At 65.3% G+C, this 17115-nt stretch carries 12 protein-coding genes; 10 read left to right on the forward strand and 2 right to left on the reverse strand.

Annotated features, from left to right (window positions below; genetic code table 11):
* Window positions 1-161: 161 nt before the first annotated feature.
* From rpsA to LG299_RS00775, 3 genes are all read left to right on the forward strand, one after another.
* Window positions 162-1619, forward strand: coding sequence for a 30S ribosomal protein S1 (gene rpsA, locus LG299_RS00765; RefSeq protein WP_404432573.1), 1458 nt, complete (start codon window positions 162-164; stop codon window positions 1617-1619).
* Window positions 1620-1723: 104 nt separating this feature from the next.
* On the forward strand, window positions 1724-3415 hold the full coding sequence (locus LG299_RS00770) for an ATP-binding protein (RefSeq protein ID WP_404432575.1): 1692 nt from the start codon (window positions 1724-1726) through the stop codon (window positions 3413-3415).
* Window positions 3405-4568 (forward strand): hypothetical protein, encoded by a 1164-nt coding sequence (locus LG299_RS00775; protein WP_404432577.1) that lies wholly within the window; start codon window positions 3405-3407, stop codon window positions 4566-4568. The genes LG299_RS00770 and LG299_RS00775 overlap by 11 nt, the downstream gene beginning before the upstream one ends.
* A gap of 20 nt (window positions 4569-4588) precedes the next feature.
* Here the strand turns inward: LG299_RS00775 and LG299_RS00780 are convergent, their stop codons facing one another.
* The gene (locus LG299_RS00780; RefSeq protein WP_404432579.1) at window positions 4589-5332 is read right to left on the reverse strand and encodes a response regulator transcription factor; all 744 of its coding nucleotides are present in this window, start codon (window positions 5330-5332) and stop codon (window positions 4589-4591) included.
* Between the two features lie 511 nt (window positions 5333-5843).
* Here LG299_RS00780 and coaE point away from each other — a divergent pair.
* The 3 genes from coaE (at window position 5844) to uvrB (ending at window position 9292) form a co-directional block, all read left to right on the forward strand.
* A complete protein-coding gene (gene coaE / locus LG299_RS00785; protein WP_404432581.1) occupies window positions 5844-6446 on the forward strand; it encodes a dephospho-CoA kinase in 603 nt (200 codons plus the stop codon).
* 70 nt (window positions 6447-6516) lie between these two features.
* The gene (locus tag LG299_RS00790) at window positions 6517-7158 is read left to right on the forward strand and encodes a hypothetical protein (RefSeq protein WP_404432583.1); all 642 of its coding nucleotides are present in this window, start codon (window positions 6517-6519) and stop codon (window positions 7156-7158) included.
* A 58-nt stretch (window positions 7159-7216) separates the two neighbouring features.
* Window positions 7217-9292, forward strand: coding sequence for an excinuclease ABC subunit UvrB (uvrB, locus tag LG299_RS00795; RefSeq protein ID WP_404432585.1), 2076 nt, complete (start codon window positions 7217-7219; stop codon window positions 9290-9292).
* 12 nt (window positions 9293-9304) lie between these two features.
* On the opposite strand, the gene LG299_RS00800 is transcribed toward uvrB, so the two are convergent.
* A complete protein-coding gene (locus LG299_RS00800; RefSeq protein WP_404432587.1) occupies window positions 9305-9541 on the reverse strand; it encodes a hypothetical protein in 237 nt (78 codons plus the stop codon).
* A 44-nt stretch (window positions 9542-9585) separates the two neighbouring features.
* Here LG299_RS00800 and LG299_RS00805 point away from each other — a divergent pair, with 44 nt between their 5' ends.
* The 4 genes from LG299_RS00805 to uvrC all read left to right on the forward strand — a co-directional run bounded on the left by LG299_RS00805 (window position 9586) and on the right by uvrC (window position 17113).
* Complete coding sequence (locus tag LG299_RS00805) at window positions 9586-10041, forward strand: MarR family winged helix-turn-helix transcriptional regulator (RefSeq protein WP_404432589.1); 456 nt, start codon at window positions 9586-9588, stop codon at window positions 10039-10041.
* Between the two features lie 159 nt (window positions 10042-10200).
* Entirely contained in the window at window positions 10201-12117 is a 1917-nt protein-coding gene (locus LG299_RS00810; protein WP_404432591.1) for a bifunctional metallophosphatase/5'-nucleotidase, read from the forward strand.
* A 214-nt stretch (window positions 12118-12331) separates the two neighbouring features.
* The gene (uvrA, locus tag LG299_RS00815) at window positions 12332-15187 is read left to right on the forward strand and encodes an excinuclease ABC subunit UvrA (RefSeq protein WP_404434756.1); all 2856 of its coding nucleotides are present in this window, start codon (window positions 12332-12334) and stop codon (window positions 15185-15187) included.
* A gap of 3 nt (window positions 15188-15190) precedes the next feature.
* Entirely contained in the window at window positions 15191-17113 is a 1923-nt protein-coding gene (uvrC, locus tag LG299_RS00820) for an excinuclease ABC subunit UvrC (protein WP_404432593.1), read from the forward strand.
* Window positions 17114-17115 lie beyond the last annotated feature (2 nt).

A 17115-nucleotide genomic window follows, 5' to 3' on the forward strand; every position in this document is an offset into this window, starting at 1 on the left:
TGATTCTGATACCCTGGAATGTCACCCGTGGGGCTCTATTGCCGTGCGTGCGTGACATCGCATAACCAATCCAACCGCTTCGGTCGAAGCATCCGCCTGCATCCGTGCGTGTGGAATCGGCAGAGGCCTGACACCCCCACCCAACAAGGACAACCCACTACATGACTACCGCAACGGCCGCTCCGGCCACCAAGCAGGTCGCGATCAATGACATCGGATCTGCTGAAGACATCCTCGCTGCGATCGAACTGACCCTCAAGTCGTTCAACGATGGAGACCTCATCGAAGGCACCGTCGTAAAGATCGACCGCGACGAGGTTCTCCTCGACGTCGGCTACAAGACCGAGGGTGTCATCCCCTCGCGCGAGCTTTCGATCAAGCACGACGTCGACCCCAACGATGTCGTCAAGGTCGGCGACGCTGTTGAGGCCTTGGTTCTCCAGAAGGAGGACAAGGAAGGTCGCCTCATCCTGTCCAAGAAGCGCGCGCAGTACGAGCGTGCGTGGGGCGACGTGGAGAAGATCAAGGAGACCGACGGTGTCGTCACCGGTTCGGTCATCGAGGTCGTCAAGGGTGGCCTCATCGTCGACATCGGCCTGCGTGGCTTCCTCCCCGCATCGCTCATCGAGCTGCGCCGTGTCCGCGACCTGACGCCGTACCTCGGCCAGGAGATCGAGGCCAAGATCCTCGAACTCGACAAGAACCGCAACAACGTCGTGCTCTCGCGCCGCGCCCTGCTCGAGCAGACGCAGTCCGAATCGCGCACCACGTTCCTCAACAACCTCCACAAGGGCCAGGTCCGCAAGGGCGTCGTCTCGTCGATCGTCAACTTCGGTGCGTTCGTCGACCTCGGCGGCGTTGACGGTCTCGTCCACGTGTCGGAGCTCTCGTGGAAGCACATCGAGCACGCATCCGAGGTCGTCGAGGTCGGTCAGGAAGTCACCGTCGAGATCCTCGAGGTCGACCTGGATCGCGAGCGCGTGTCGCTCTCGCTCAAGGCGACGCAGGAGGACCCGTGGCAGGTCTTCGCCCGCACCCACGCCATCGGCCAGGTTGCACCGGGTAAGGTCACCAAGCTCGTTCCGTTCGGCGCGTTCGTTCGCGTTGCAGACGGCATCGAGGGCCTCGTGCACATCTCCGAGCTGTCGGGCAAGCACGTCGAGCTCGCCGAGCAGGTCGTGTCGGTCTCTGAAGAGGTCTTCGTGAAGATCATCGACATCGACCTCGAGCGTCGCCGCATCTCGTTGTCGCTCAAGCAGGCCAACGAGTCGGTCGACCCCAACGGCACCGAGTTCGACCCGGCACTGTACGGCATGGTCACCGAGTACGACGAGAACGGCGAGTACAAGTACCCCGAGGGCTTCGACCCCGAGACCAACGCTTGGCTCGAGGGCTTCGACACCCAGCGCGAGAAGTGGGAGCAGGAGTACGCCGCAGCCCAGGCTCGCTGGGAGCAGCACAAGACCGCTGTCGCCAAGGCACTCGAGGCCGAGGCGAACGCGCCGGCCGTCGAGGCGTCGTCCGGCTCGTCGTCGTTCTCTTCTGAGAGCGCGTCGGCTGGCACGCTGGCAGACGACGAGGCTCTCGCGGCTCTTCGCGAGAAACTGTCGGGTCGCTGATCCTTCGCTGAGATCGCTTGCGATGCGGGCCGGAACCTTCGGGTTCCGGCCCGCTTTCGTTCCGGTGCGCGGCGCGGGGGCGATACATCCATTACCGTCGCCCTATGGTCTCGGTGACGCAGTACGTCAATCCCTCGACGCAAGGGCCGCCGCGCGTCCGCCCCACATGGCTGCGCGCCGAGTTCGTCGATCGCACGCGCGAGCGCGCGGCCGCGCTCAACCAGCTGCTGCTGGGCTCGGTCGTGTTCGTGCTTGGAGTCCTGATCGCGGTCGGTCCGTTCACCGGCGACCTGGTGCTGTTCTTCGTCGGGGTGGTGCTGATCTTCGTCCTGACCGCGGCGGCCCTGGTCGTGCCGTGGAACCGCCTTGCCTTCGGTTGGCTCGCGCTTCTGCCGGCCATGGACATCATCGCGATCACCCTCATGCAGATCGCCGCGCCGAACTCGGCACTGGGACTGCTCTGGATCTTTCCCACGACGTGGCTCGCGAGCGGGTTCGGACTGCTCGGACTTTTCGCGGTAATCGTCGCCAACGCCGGAATCATCAGCGTGCTGATCGCCGTGAGCGCTCAGCAGGTGACCTACTCCGAGCTTCTCTTGCCCCTCGTGCTGCTGGCGGCAGCGGCCACCAGTCACCTGAACGCGCGCAGATCCGAAGCGCAGCGCAGCTTGCTGGCCAAGCAGGCGCAACTGCTCCGGCGCGTGCTCGAGCGCACTCGGCGTCAGGAGCAAGAGGTGACCGAGGTGCTGGATGCTGTGGACTTCGGCGTCATTCGGATCGCTGCAGATGGACAGGTCGCCGTCACGAATGAAGCGCACGGACGTCTGCAACAAGCCATCCGCACCGAGAACGACAGCACCGACGACATTCCCGCCTTTCGCGATGATGGGGTGACCCGTCTCCCCGGCGAGGAGTTGCCGTTCGAGCGCGCCCTGCGCGGGGAGTCCTTCGAGGAGGAGGTCGTGTGGTTCGGTGCCGAACCCGGACCGCGACAGGCCCTGAGTATCACGGCGCGGCGCGTGACCGATCCCTCCGGCGATGACGCCGGGGCGGTTGTGGTCTCACGTGACATCACCGCGGAACTGTCGGCCCTCCGCGCCCGTGATGAGCTCGTCGCATCGGTCTCGCACGAACTTCGCACTCCGCTGACTTCGATCCTCGGCTACCTGGATCTCGCCATCGAGGATCCGGAGTTGCCCGAGCGCGTCCGCGAAAGTCTTGACATCGCCGAACGCAATGCCGAACGACTGCTCAAGATCGTGGCTGACATCCTTGCCGCATCCAGTTCGTCGTCGTTGTCGGCGGAGCTCTCGCTCACCCCTCAGAACGTCGACGCCGGTGAGATCGTTCGCGCCGCGGTGGACGGTCAGCGCCCTCGTGCAGAGAGTCGCGGGATCACTCTCGACATCAGTGGCGTAGAGACCGCGCCGATGTGGGCGGACCCGCTTCGGCTGCGGCAGGTCATCGACAACCTTGTCGCCAACGCGATTGCGTATAACCGCGACAACGGCTCGATCTTCGTCGGGGCGACCACCAAGGGCGCGTGGAGTTGGATCCTTGTGCGCGACACCGGCTTGGGAATCAGCGAGGACGACCGCGCACGGCTTTTTCATCGTTTCTACCGTGCGGGTGGACCGCGCCGCACCGGCACGGGGCTCGGACTTGCCATCACACGCGATATGGTCAGGGCGCAGGGCGGCGAGATCGGTCTGCACAGCTCGCTCGGAGTCGGCTCGACTTTCGTTGTGAAGCTGCCTGCACGCGCGCCCGACGGAGGCCGAACCCATGAATCTTGATCCCATGAGCGTCCTGGTCGTCACGGCGTTGGTCGTCAATGTCAGCGGCGTTCTTTTCATTCTCGAGACACTGCTCAGACGGGACGAGGGTGCGGGGCGGGTGTGGGCGATCGCATTTCTGGCCGCGATGCTGACGACGCTGTCGTACATCATCTGGGCTCAGCAACCGGACGTGTGGGGCGCCGTCGCCGTGGGAAACGGGGCCTTCGTCGCCGGGACGGGATGCCTCTGGCTCGGCTGCCGTCGCTTCAACGAGCGACGCATCGGCTGGGCGTCCGCACTTGTCTGCCTCGCCGCGCTCGGGGCTGCCGCGGCGGTCATGATCGCTGGCCCCGACGGTGGCGATTGGGCCGGAGCAGTGTGGATGTTCATTCCGCTCGTCGGCTTCGCCGGCGCGGGCGCGATCGAGTGCATGCGCGGAGTGCTCGTGGAATCTCGCTCGGCATGGGTTCTCGCGGCCGTCCTCGGAGCGCAATCGCTGTATTACATCTCTCGCACTACGGCCTTTCTCACCTCCGGACCTGACAGCGCGCTGTTCCAGACGGCCTTCGGAACGGTGCCGACCAGCCTTGTGACCGTCGTACTCACGATCGTCGCCGTTGTGGTGGCCTCTGTCCTGCGCGCGGGACGCGTCCCGATGCGCGGGTTCGTCGCCTCGCCGTTCGCCGAGGCGTCCGACGGCATTCAGTCGACCGGAACCTTCTCGCGAGCATTCACCGATGTCTGCGACCGCGCGCGGGAGCGGGGGGACTCGCTCGCCGTGATCGCGGTGCGCATCGACGACCTCGAGCAGATCTCCACCGCCTTTGGGAGTGAAGCGGCGCGCGGCATCACCGAGGTGCTCCGTCTGGGAGTGCGTCGCCACGCGCGTTCTCACGCGTGCGTCGCCGACGACGGGCCGACGGGACTGTTGGTCGGGATCGTGGTCGACTCCGAGCGCGAGGCGCGACGTCAGGCCGCGCTGATCTATCGAGGACTCTTCGACGACCTGGGCGCGGCGGGAGGTGAGGTGATCCCGGTTGTGGGTGTCGGCCTCGCCGTCAGCGAGACGACGGGCTACGAGCTCGATTCGCTCATCGAGGTCGCTCGTGAGGCCGCGCAACGCGCGGCGATCAGCGTGGACAACGCGGTGCTCGTCGGAGACGCCGAGTAGCGGCATCCGACCTCATCGCTTCAGGCGGCGGTGAGCCGATAGCCGACGCCGCGGACGGTCTCGATCCACCGCGGGCTTGCCGGTGACTCGCCGAGTTTGCGCCTGAGATTGGCGACGTGCACTTCGATCGCTCGAGCGTCGCTGTCGCTGACGTACTCGACGCCGGTGAACTGCTCGCCGCGGAGCATCAGCGCCAGGTCGGATTTTCCGCGCACGCGCCGCCCGGCCGCGAGGAGGTCGGCGAGAATGTCGAACTCGCTCCGGGTCAGGTCGAGGTCGACGCCGTCGACGGTGGCGACGCGCATCTCGGCGTTCAGTCGCAGGCCGCTGTGCTCGATCCATGCCTCGGGCGCGGTGGGCGCGGGCGTCGGTCCGCCCGATGCGGCCACGTGCTGACGAGGCCTGCGCAGCATCGCGTCGATCCGCGCACGAAGTTCGCGCGGACGGAACGGCTTGGCGACATAATCGTCGGCGCCTGCCTCGAGGCCTTGGAGCGCGTCGATCTCTTCGGTGCGCGCACTCAACATGACGATGTAGGTCGAACTGATGGAGCGGATGCGCTTCGCGGTCTCGAATCCGTCCATGCCGGGCATGTTGACGTCGAGTGTCGTCACGAGCGGATCGTGCTCGCGCACAAGGTCGAGTCCCTCATGTCCGTCGGCCGCACCGAACACCTCGAAGCCCGCTTGGGCCAGCACGGTAGAGAGCAGGAAGCGAATGTCTTCTTCGTCTTCGATCACGACAGCGACGCGCGAGTTTTCCACCGGGACACCTTCTGGTGCCGACGCGAGGGGAGCGGGCACCGGGATGTCGGTCAGGATATCCCAGAACGCCGTCTGAAAGGCGCCGCGCGCCCGTCATGCCCGCGTCCCGGAGGGGCACTGGCGTCGAGTTCCCCAAAACTCTTGCCGACCTGCCCCTCCGGGACGCGCAGCAGCGTCAAACACGTCTCCGTGACCCCTCACGGAGATGCTGACGCCTACCGAGCATGCGAGGCGAGGTGCAATTCCCCCCACGGGACTTCACCACCTCGCAGCCGAAGCCGGTCCCACCGCGCCGCACAAGACGAACGAGATGCGAACTGTTCACGGCCTGCACCATCGACGCGAGCTGGCCGCCTCGAGTGTGCATTGCCGTTCCTTCCCCAGGCCTCGCTCTCACGCGGCCGACTTCCTCGGATTAGTCGACGGTACCGGCGCCCCCTCATCTGCGGCTCAGGCCTACCTCAGGAGAACGCAAGGGTTGGGCGCGGGATCGGGGTGTAAGACTTGCAGCATGCCGCTCGTCGCACTCACCGGGGGAATCGCCTCGGGCAAGTCCACCATCGCCCGCAGGCTGGCCGAGCACGGCGCGGTCGTGGTCGACGCCGACCAGATCGTGCGCGAGGTGCAGCAACCCGGTTCGCCCGTGCTGTCGGAGATCGCCGACGAGTTCGGTGCCCACATGATCCTGGCGGATGGGTCTCTTGACCGCGCTCGCTTGGGCGCGGCCGTGTTCGGCGATGCCGCCGCCGTCGGGCGACTCAACGCCATCGTTCATCCTGCGGTGAAGCGCGAGTCCGCTCGCCGGTTCGCCGGCGCGTTCGAGGCCGACCCCGAGGTCGTGGTCGTGTATGACGTGCCGCTGCTCGTCGAGGCGCGGGCGGACGACCCCTGGGATCTGATCGTGGTCGCGCACGCCCCCGAAGATGTCCGCCACGATCGCCTCGTGACTCTGCGTGGAATGTCGGAGACGGATGCTTCGGCCCGTATCGCCTCGCAGGTCTCGGATGAAGAGCGCCTCGCCATTGCCGACATCGTGATCGACACCACCGGAACCCTCGATGACACAGTCGCCCAGGTCGATGCGCTGTGGGAGTTGCTGCCTCTCGTTGAGTGAGCGCTGTCACTTTCCCGCCCGCGCAGACCCGAACAGGTTTACCCTGGAGTCAGCGAAATGGAGGTGCGGGATGAGCATTCTCTCGAGGTTCCGACGTCGGAAGTCGCCCTACGCGGCAGTTACCGAGGAAGAGCAGATCGCGCGGTACGTGTACCTGCTGAACACGCTCCCGGCCAGCGTCATCGAAAGTGCGCACGCAACCGCCTTCCGATCGTTGCCCGCCGAGAAGCGCCGCGAGCTCTTCGAGCAGCTGCGCCCGTTCATGGCGGACAGCGAGCGCGAGGTCGCGTCGGATGACCCCATCGTGCTCGCGAAGCTTCTGCGTAGAGCCGAGGAGCGTCGCGCCGCCCGCACGGCACGCGCGGAGGGTGGTACGGCCACGGCGACCGCCGGTTCTTCGACCGCGATCGGCGTCATGGACCCTCGAGACGGTGTCGACCCGCGCGACGCGATGATGAAGTCGGGGTTGATGGCAGCGGTATCCAGCCAGTTCTTGATGACGGCAGCTGTCGCGGTGTACTTCACGGCGGGTGCGGGATCACTGGTGATCGCCGATCAGCCCGGATGGGTGGGCGACACCTACGATCCGGGTGCTGGCTTTGATGGCGGCGGTTTCGGCGGTGGAGGGTACGACGGCGGCGGATTCGGCGGTGGCTTCGACGGTGGGGGATTCGGCGGCGGTTTCGACGGTGGCGGTGGCTTCGGCGGCTGAGTAGCTGTGCGAGGGGCCTGGCGGCCCCGATGTCTGAGGTCACGCCTAACCTGGACTGATGCAGACGACACGATCCGTGCGGCCGTTCGAGGTCGTCAGCGAGTACGTCCCTTCCGGTGACCAACCGCAGGCCATCGCCGAGCTCGCGGCCCGTATCAACGCGGGCGAGACCGACGTTGTGCTGCTCGGAGCGACGGGTACGGGCAAGTCGGCGACGACCGCCTGGCTCATCGAACAGGTACAGCGCCCAACGCTGGTGTTGGCCCACAACAAAACGCTCGCCGCACAGTTGGCCAACGAGTTCCGCGACCTCATGCCCCACAACGCCGTCGAGTACTTCGTCTCGTACTACGACTATTACCAGCCCGAGGCATACGTTCCGCAGACCGATACGTTCATCGAGAAGGACTCCTCGGTCAACGCCGAGGTCGAGCGTCTCAGGCACTCCACCACGAACTCGCTGTTGAGTCGTCGAGATGTCATCGTCGTCTCCACAGTGTCGTGCATCTATGGTCTCGGTGCGCCCGAAGAGTACATGCGGGCGATGGTCGCCCTCCAGGTGGGGGAGCGCTACGACCGCGACGCGATCATCCGCAAGTTCATTGCGATGCAGTACAACCGCAACGACGTCGATTTCTCCCGCGGCAACTTCCGCGTGCGGGGCGACACGATCGAGATCATTCCGGTGTACGAGGAGTACGCGATCCGTATCGAGATGTTCGGCGATGAGATCGAAGCGCTGTATATGCTGCATCCGCTCACCGGCGATGTGCTGCAGAAGATGGATTCCGTGCCGATCTTCCCCGCGTCGCACTACGTCGCCGGTACAGATACCGTGCACCGCGCGATCGGTACGATCGAAGACGAACTCGCCATTCGCCTGAAAGAACTCGAGTCGCAGAATAAGCTGCTCGAGGCCCAGCGTCTGCGTATGCGCACGACCTTCGACCTCGAGATGTTGCAACAGCTGGGCTTCTGCTCGGGCATCGAGAACTACTCCCGGCACCTGGACGGGCGTGCACCGGGCGAGGCGCCCCACTGCCTGCTCGACTTCTTTCCCGATGACTTCCTCGTTGTGATCGACGAATCGCACGCGACGGTTCCGCAGATCGGGGCGATGTACGAGGGGGATGCCTCGCGCAAGCGCACCCTCGTCGAGCACGGGTTCCGGCTTCCGAGCGCCATGGACAACCGGCCACTGCGCTGGGACGAGTTCAAAGACCGTGTCGGGCAGACGGTGTACCTCTCGGCGACTCCCGGTCGCTATGAGATGGGCATTGCAGACGGCGTCGTCGAGCAGATCATCCGCCCGACCGGTTTGGTCGATCCGCAGATCATCGTCAAACCCTCCAAAGGCCAGATCGATGACCTTCTCGAAGAGATTCGCGTGCGGGCGGGGCGCGACGAGCGTGTTCTGGTCACGACACTGACGAAGAAGATGGCCGAAGAGCTCACTGACTTCTTGGGTGAACATGGTGTGCGGGTGCGCTACCTGCACTCCGACGTCGACACCCTGCGCCGAGTCGAACTGCTGAGCGAGTTGCGTGCGGGCGTCTACGACGTGCTGGTCGGTATCAACCTTCTTCGTGAGGGTCTCGATCTTCCCGAGGTCTCGCTCGTAGCGATCCTCGACGCCGACAAAGAGGGCTTCCTGCGTTCGGGTACCTCGCTCATCCAGACGATCGGTCGCGCAGCGCGCAACGTCTCGGGCGAGGTTCACATGTACGCCGATTCGATGACCGATTCGATGCGCAAGGCCATCGAAGAGACCGATCGCCGGCGCGAGAAGCAGGTCGCATACAACGTCGAGAACGGGATCGATCCGCAGCCGCTCCGTAAGAAGATCGCCGATATCACCGACGCACTCGCACGCGAAGGGGCCGACACGAAGGCGATGCTCAGCCGAACACGCAGCGGTGCGACGGGCAAGGGCAAATCACCGACGCCGGGCCTACGTCGTACGGGCATCGCGGCCGAGGGTGCACAGCAGCTCGAGGCGACGATCGCTGACCTGAGCGATCAGATGTTGTCGGCCGCAGGCGAGCTCAAGTTCGAGTTGGCGGCGCGGCTTCGCGATGAAGTACAAGACCTGAAGAAAGAGCTACGGGCGATGGAGCGTGCGGGTCACGCGTGACGCCGGCGCTGACTACGGGCAGTGCATGAGGGGCTTCGGCCCCGACCGGTCGAACGTGTGCGTGCTCATCGGTGCGCCGCACACCGGGCACGCACGCTCGGCGCGCTCTGTCGACGAGGGCGGCGGAGTCGTCTCGTAGGGTCCTACGGCGGCGGGTCCGGCGAGACGGATGAGGTTCGCGTTTGCCCACGCGTACCAGCCGCCCGCTTCGCGTACTCGCTGGCGCAGAGGCATCCTGTCATCGGTCATGTCTCTTAGTGTACTAACTATTCGGGCGCTATATGATTCTCTTCATGACAACTCAGGTGACGGTCGATGCGCTCGCTCTAGAGAACCAGCTCTGCTTCGCCATCGTTACGGCGGCGCGCAACGTCGTCGCGGTCTATCGCCCGATCCTCGAACCTCTCGGGCTGACGCATCCGCAGTATTTGGTCATGCTGGCGCTGTGGGAGGAGTCGCCGCGGTCGCTCGGTGAACTCGCGGGCGAGCTCGCGATGGAATCCGCGACGCTGTCACCGCTCGTGAAGCGCCTCGAGGCGCAGGGACGCGTCAGCAGGTCGCGGCGCGCCGACGACGAAAGGGTACTCGAGATCACACTTACCGATGAGGGACGGATGCTGCGGGAGGAAGCCCTTGCAGTCCCCGGGCGGATCATGGAGCGAGTCGGTATGGATGCCGGGGATATCCACCGACTTCGGGACGCGCTCGTTCGCTTCTCGGGACGCGCGACGATCGATCACGAGCGCTGAGCAGGCCTCCCGGTAGCAATTCAGTTGCCGGTACATGAACTCCTTCTCATCTTCATTGGCATCCTCCCGGAGGACTCTTAGGCTCGGCAGTGGTGGAGCTCGCTCGAACGGCTTGCCACCATCACCATCCCCCATCGGTCTCATCACAGAGGATGCTTCATGCGATCTCGGTCATACCTGCGGTCATACCCAGACCTCACCATCCCCACGCGTCGGCGCCTCGCCGTCGGCGCCCTCGCCGGTGCCGCCGCCGTTGCGATGACTTTCGGCGGGCTGGTCCCCGCTCAGGCGGCCCCGCCGGCAAACCCCGGCAACGGGCAGGGTGGCGGCAACACCCCTCCAGCGGGTGCCGCTCAGACCTTCGAGCTCACCGTTCTGCACGTCAACGACGGTGAATCTGCGCTACTGCCGACCGACGCGGACCCGGGTGTCGCCCGGTTCGTCGCCGACCTGAAAAGCCTGCAGGCTGAGGGCAACGCCTCGGCCCCCAGTACTCTGCCGCCCAAAGCCAGCGAACGCGCGAAGCGCGTTCAGCAGGCACTCAACCCGCGCGCGGCGATCACCATCTCCTCCGGTGACAACTACCTCTCGGGTCCCAGGCTCAACGCCTCTCTCAACAGCCCCGACGGCACGTTCTACGACGCTCTCGTCTACACAGAGGGGGGCTTCGATGCGATCACGATCGGCAACCACGAGTTCGACCTCGGTCCCGATGTGCTCGCGGACTTCATCGAGGCGAGCGGTGATATCCCGTTCGTGTCGGCCAACCTCGACGTCTCTGGGGAGCCGCGGCTCGCCACGCTGGAGGAAGAGGGACGTCTCGCGGGCAGCACCGTCGTCGAGAAGGCCGGTCGTCAGATCGGCGTCGTCGGTGCGATCTACGAAGACCTGCGGTCTATCTCCAGCCCGCGCAACGTCACCACCTCGGATGCGGCTGCGGCCGTCCAGGCGGAGGTGGACGCGCTGACGGCCGATGGCGTCGACATCATCATCCTCTCCAGCCACCTGCAGAGCATCGCCAGCGATGTCGAGCTTCTCGGCCAGGTCACCGGTGTGGACGCAGCGATCGCCGGCGGCGGCGTCGAGCGGCTGGACCCGTTCCCCACGACCGCCACAGACGCCGATGGACAGCCGATTCCTGTCGTCACGACGGTCGGCAACTACCGGGACATCGGGCGGCTTGTGTTGCGCTTCGACAAGCAGGGCGAAGTCATCGACGTCGTCGAGGAGCAGTCGGCTCTTATCCCGGTACCGCTCGACGGCCCGCGCGATCCGTTCGTCGCCGAGAACGTCGAGGCGCCGGTCGCCGAGTACGTCTCGGACCTCGCCGAGAACGTGCTCGCCACCACCCAGGTGTGGCTCGACGGCGCGAACCCGCCCGTCCGCTCGCGTGAGACCAATGTGGGCGACCTGTTCACGGACGCGATGAAGGAGGCAGCGCGAGACCGAGCCGAAGAGTACGGCGTCGGCCAGGCTGATATCGCGTTGCTCAACAGTGGTGGCATCCGAAACAACGTGCAGGTAGCACCCGGCTCCAACGTCACTGAGCTGACGACCTTTGACATCGGGGCGTTCTTCAACCTCGTGTCGATCGCCGAGATCGACGGCCAGAAGCTCAAGGACGTCCTCGAGCACAGTGTGTCCTCGCTGCCCGAGACAGGCAACGGCCGCTTCGGCCAGTGGAGTGGCGTGGAGTTCGTCTACAACCCGGCCGCGCAGGCTCAGGTCTTCACGACGGGCACGACCACGATCACCACGCCCGGCGAGCGGATCCTCGAAGCGGTCGTCACCAAGGCCGACGGCACGCGCGTCACCGTCGTCTCCGGCGGCGTGGTCGTCGCTCCGGACGCCACGTTCTTGTTCGTCACGAACGACTTCACGTTCCGTGGCGGCGACAACTACCCGTTGGACGACGTCCCGTTCACGACGCTGGGGGTGACCTACCAGACGGCACTGTCCGACTGGGTCTCCGAAGTGGGCACGATTACGTCCGCCAACTACCCGGACCTCACGTACGAAAACAACACCTACCGTCGGTTCGGTCCGGTGGGACTCTTCACCATCCCGACTCCTTGATCGAGATCAGGAAGTGATCGGCGGATGCCGCGAGGATACATTCCTCGCGGCATCCGTCGTTCACCCGCACGCTGAGGGCGAACCCGGGAACCGTGTCGGAGGCCCCGCCTAGACTTGAGAGGTGCCCATCGTCCCTGTTGTCGTGCCCGGAAATCCGTCCGGGGAACCCCTTGTCGCTCAACCTGCGTCCCACGGGTCGCACGGCAGCGGCACCCTGCGTGTGCGCGGTGCGCGTGTCCACAATCTGAAGAACGTCGACCTCGACATCCCGCGCGATTCGCTCGTCGTCTTCACGGGGCTCAGCGGTTCGGGTAAGTCCAGTCTCGCCTTCGACACGATCTTCGCCGAGGGCCAGCGTCGCTACGTCGAGTCGCTCAGCGCGTACGCCCGCCAGTTCCTCGGTCAAGTCGATCGACCCGACGTCGACTTCATCGAGGGTCTGAGCCCGGCGGTGTCGATCGACCAGAAGTCGACGAACCGCAACCCTCGATCGACCGTCGGTACCATCACCGAGATCCATGACTACATGCGCCTGCTGTGGGCGCGTATCGGCGTGCCGCACTGCCCCGAATGCGGGGCGCAGATCCAGCGGCAGACGGTGCAGCAGATCGCCGACCAGCTGGCAGACCTGCCCGAGCGCACGAGGTACCAGATCGTCGCGCCGATCATCACCCAGAAGAAGGGCGAGTTCGTCGACCTCTTCAAAGAGCTCGGCGCGAAGGGCTACGCCCGAGCCATCGTCGACGGTGAAATGGTCCAGCTGGCCGAGCCGCCTGCGCTGAAGAAGAGCTACAAGCACGACATCTCGGTCGTCATCGACAGGCTCGTCGCCGCCCCCGACATCCTGGGTCGCGTCACCGACTCGGTCGAGACCGCGCTGAGCCTCGCCGGCGGTGTCATGCAGGTCAACTTCGTCGACGAAGAGGGTGACGCTGCATGGCAGTCCTTCTCCGAGAAGCTCTCGTGCCCGAACGGTCACGCCCTGCAGCTCACCGAGATCGAACCGCGCACCTTCTCGTTCAACGCCCCGTTCGGCGCATGCCCGACATGTTCGGGTCTGGGTACCCGCATGTCGGTCGATGTCGACCTGATGCTCGGCGATGAAGAGCTCTCGATTCGCGAGGGAGTCATCATCCCCTGGACGACCCAGGGCAAGGGATTGTTCCAGTACTACGAGCGTTTGCTCGAGGGCCTCGCGGCCGATCTGAACTTCTCGCTCGACACTCCGTGGCGCGACCTGCGCGTCGATGTGCAAGAGGCGATCCTGCGCGGCGAGAACTACAAGGTGACGGTCAAGTGGAAGAATCGCTACGGCCGTGAGATGCGCTACTCGTCCGGGTTCGAGGGCGTGGTGCCCTACATCGAGCGCCAGTACGTGCAAGCCGACTCCGACTCGCAGCGTCAGCGCTGGTCGGACTTCCTCCGCGAGGTGCCGTGCCCGGTCTGCAACGGTGACCGCCTCAAGCCTGAGGTGTTGGCCGTGCAGGTGCACGGGCATTCGATTGCGGATGCTTCGCGCCTGAGCCTCGCCGACGCCCACGAGTACTTCGCCACGCTCGAACTCACCGATCGCGAGGCGAAGATCGGCGCGCAGGTGCTGCGCGAGATCCGTCTCCGCCTGGACTTCCTGATCCAGGTCGGGTTGAACTATCTCAACCTCAGCCGGTCGGCGGGGTCGCTCTCGGGCGGCGAAGCTCAACGCATCCGTCTTGCCACCCAGATCGGGTCAGGACTCACGGGTGTCCTCTACGTGCTGGACGAACCGTCGATCGGTCTGCACCAGCGTGACAATCGCCGGCTGATCGAGACCCTCATCAAGCTCCGCGACCTCGGCAACACGCTCATCGTCGTCGAGCATGACGAAGAGACCATCCATGCGGCCGACTGGATCGTCGACATCGGCCCGCGCGCGGGCATCGACGGCGGCGAGGTCGTGCACTCTGGGCCGTTGGCCTCGCTCCTCGAAGACCGCTCGTCCATCACCGCTGATTACCTCACCGGAAGACGCTCGATCCCGACGCCGAAGAAACGTCGCAAGATCGACAAGGCTCGTCAGATCTCAGTCGTCGGCGCGCGCGAGAACAACCTGCGCGATGTCACCGTCGCCTTCCCGCTCGGCGTGATGACGGCTGTCACCGGAGTGAGCGGCTCTGGCAAGTCGTCGCTCGTCAACGACATCCTCTACGAAGTGCTCGCCGCGCGTCTGAACGGCGCCCGCCGGGTACCGGGCAAGCACACGCGAGTGACGGGCCTCGACAATCTCGACAAGGTCGTGCACGTGGACCAAGCGCCGATCGGCCGCACGCCCCGGTCGAACCCCGCGACCTACACCGGGGTATTCGACCGCGTACGAACGCTCTTCAGCGAGACTCCCGAGGCCAAGGTTCGCGGCTACCAACCAGGGCGATTCTCGTTCAACGTCAAGGGCGGTCGCTGCGAGGCCTGCTCGGGTGACGGCACGATCAAGATCGAGATGAACTTCCTGCCCGACGTCTACGTCGACTGCGAGGTGTGCCACGGCAAGCGGTACAACCGTGACACGCTCGCCGTGCATTACAAGGGAAAGAACATCGCCGAGGTGCTCGAGATGCCGATCGCCGAGGCGGCTGACTTCTTCGAACCCATCCAGGCGATCCACCGCTACCTGAAGACCCTGGTGGACGTCGGGCTCGGCTACGTCCGGCTCGGACAGTCGGCGACCACACTGAGTGGCGGTGAGGCGCAGCGCGTGAAGCTCGCCACCGAGCTGCAGCGCCGATCCAACGGCCGCAGCATCTATGTGCTGGACGAGCCCACCACGGGTTTGCATTTCGAGGATGTCTCGCTGCTGCTCGAGGTGCTCAGCGGTCTCGTCGACAAGGGCAACACCGTCATCGTGATCGAACACAATCTCGATGTGATCAAGTCGGCCGACTGGGTGATCGACCTCGGTCCCGAGGGCGGGGCAGGCGGCGGTCAGATCATCGCGACCGGAACGCCGGAGCAGGTCGCGCGTGTCGAGGAGAGCCACACCGGTACCTTCCTCGCCGAAGTGCTGGGCACGGCGCAGGCGGCTCGCAAGGCCGGCTGAGGCATGCCCGCCACCTCGCGACCCACGCTCGCCTACAAACCGAAGCAAGGTGAGATCCCCACCAACCCCGGGGTGTATCGATTCCGTGACCGCGACGGGCGCGTGCTCTATGTCGGCAAGGCCAAGAACCTCCGCGCGCGCCTATCGAACTACTTCGCGCCCCTGCACACCCTGCACGAGCGCACGCGCCGCATGGTCACCACGGCAGCCTCGGTCGAGTGGACAGTCGTCGCGAGCGATGTGGACTCGCTTCAACTGGAGTACATGTGGATCAAGGAGTTCGATCCGCCCTTCAACGTGCGCTACCGCGACGACAAGTCGTATCCCTTCATGGCGATCACGCTGGCCGATGAGGCTCCGCGCGTCATCGTCACCCGCAACCATCGCATCCCGGGCGCGAAGTACTTCGGCCCGTACCCGAAAGTGTGGGCGGTGCACGACACGATCGACCTGATGATCAGGGTCTTCCCCATCCGCACGTGCAGCGATGCGAGCTACAAGAAGGCGATGCAGACCGGTCGCCCCTGCTTTCCCGGGCAGATAGGTCGTTGCGGGGGGCCGTGCTCGATGAAGGTCACGATCGAAGAACACAGGGCGATCGTGGACGACTTCGTGGCCTTCATGGCCGGTGGCGACCAGCGGTTCACCCGCGAGCTGTCGGCACGAATGCGCGAAGCATCCGTCGCTATGGACTACGAAGCTGCGGCCGTCTACCGCGACCGGTTGCAGGCGATCGACGCGGTGCTGAACAAGAGTGCGTTGGTGCTCGCGCCCGATACCAACGCCGATCTCTTCGGGATTGCTCAGGATGAACTCGCCGCCACCGTGCAGCACTTCGTGATCCGTGGTGGCCGCGTACGCGGTGTTCGCGCGACGACGATCGAGAAAGAACTCGACATCTCTCCGACCGAGTTGGTCGACCAGGTGATTCAGCGCACGTACGGTGATGCATCCGCCGCCGACATCCCCAAGCAGGTTCTCGTACCGGTGCTCCCGGACGATGCCGCCGAGCTCGAAGACTGGCTGCGCAACAGACGTGGCAAGAATGTGTCGATCCAGGTCGCCCAGCGCGGTCGCAAGGCCGATCTCATGCGGACGGCGACGCTGAACGCACAGCAGGCCCTCATGCTCCACAAGACGCGCCGCACCAGCGACTACGTGGCACGCACGCAGGCGCTGACCGACCTGCAAGAGGCGTTGGGCCTCACCGAGGCACCGCTGCGCATCGAGTGCTTCGACGTGTCGCACCTGGGTGGCACGAATGTCGTCGCATCGATGGTCGTCTTCGAAGATGGACTGCCACGCAAAGACCAGTACCGGTCGTTCTCGGTTGCCGAGACGACCGACGATACCGACTCGATCCATCAAGTCCTCACCCGCCGAATCGCGTACCTCGACCGACCCGAGGAGCAGGAAGAGATTCCGGATGCCGCGGCCCTCGCGACCGAGGATGGCGAGGTGGTGACCACCGCCCGGCGCAAGCCGCGGTTTGCGTACCGACCGCAGTTGCTCGTCGTCGACGGTGGCAAGCCGCAGGTGGAGGCGGCCGCCCGCGCACTGCGCGAAGCGGGTCACGAAGAGATCGCCCTCTGCGGAATCGCCAAGCGACTCGAAGAGGTGTGGTTGCCGGGGGAGGAGTACCCGGTGATCCTGCCCCGCACGAGCGAAGCGCTCTACCTCTTGCAGCGGCTGCGTGATGAGGCGCACAGATTCGCCATCACCCACCAGCGTCGTCGTCGCCGCAAAGACATCCAGAGCGTGCTGGCAGAAGTCCCGGGCCTCGGCGATGCCCGCATCAAGGCGCTGTTGCGCCACTTCGGCTCGGTGACCGCCCTGCGTGGCGCCACGACCGAGCAGATTTCCGAACTCCCGGGTGTCGGCCCGAAGCTCGCCGCCGCGATTCGTGGGCACCTGAGCAATGAGTAGGC

This window comes from Microbacterium lacus, from assembly GCF_044794305.1.
In the GTDB taxonomy this organism is placed as follows: domain Bacteria; phylum Actinomycetota; class Actinomycetes; order Actinomycetales; family Microbacteriaceae; genus Microbacterium; species Microbacterium lacus_B.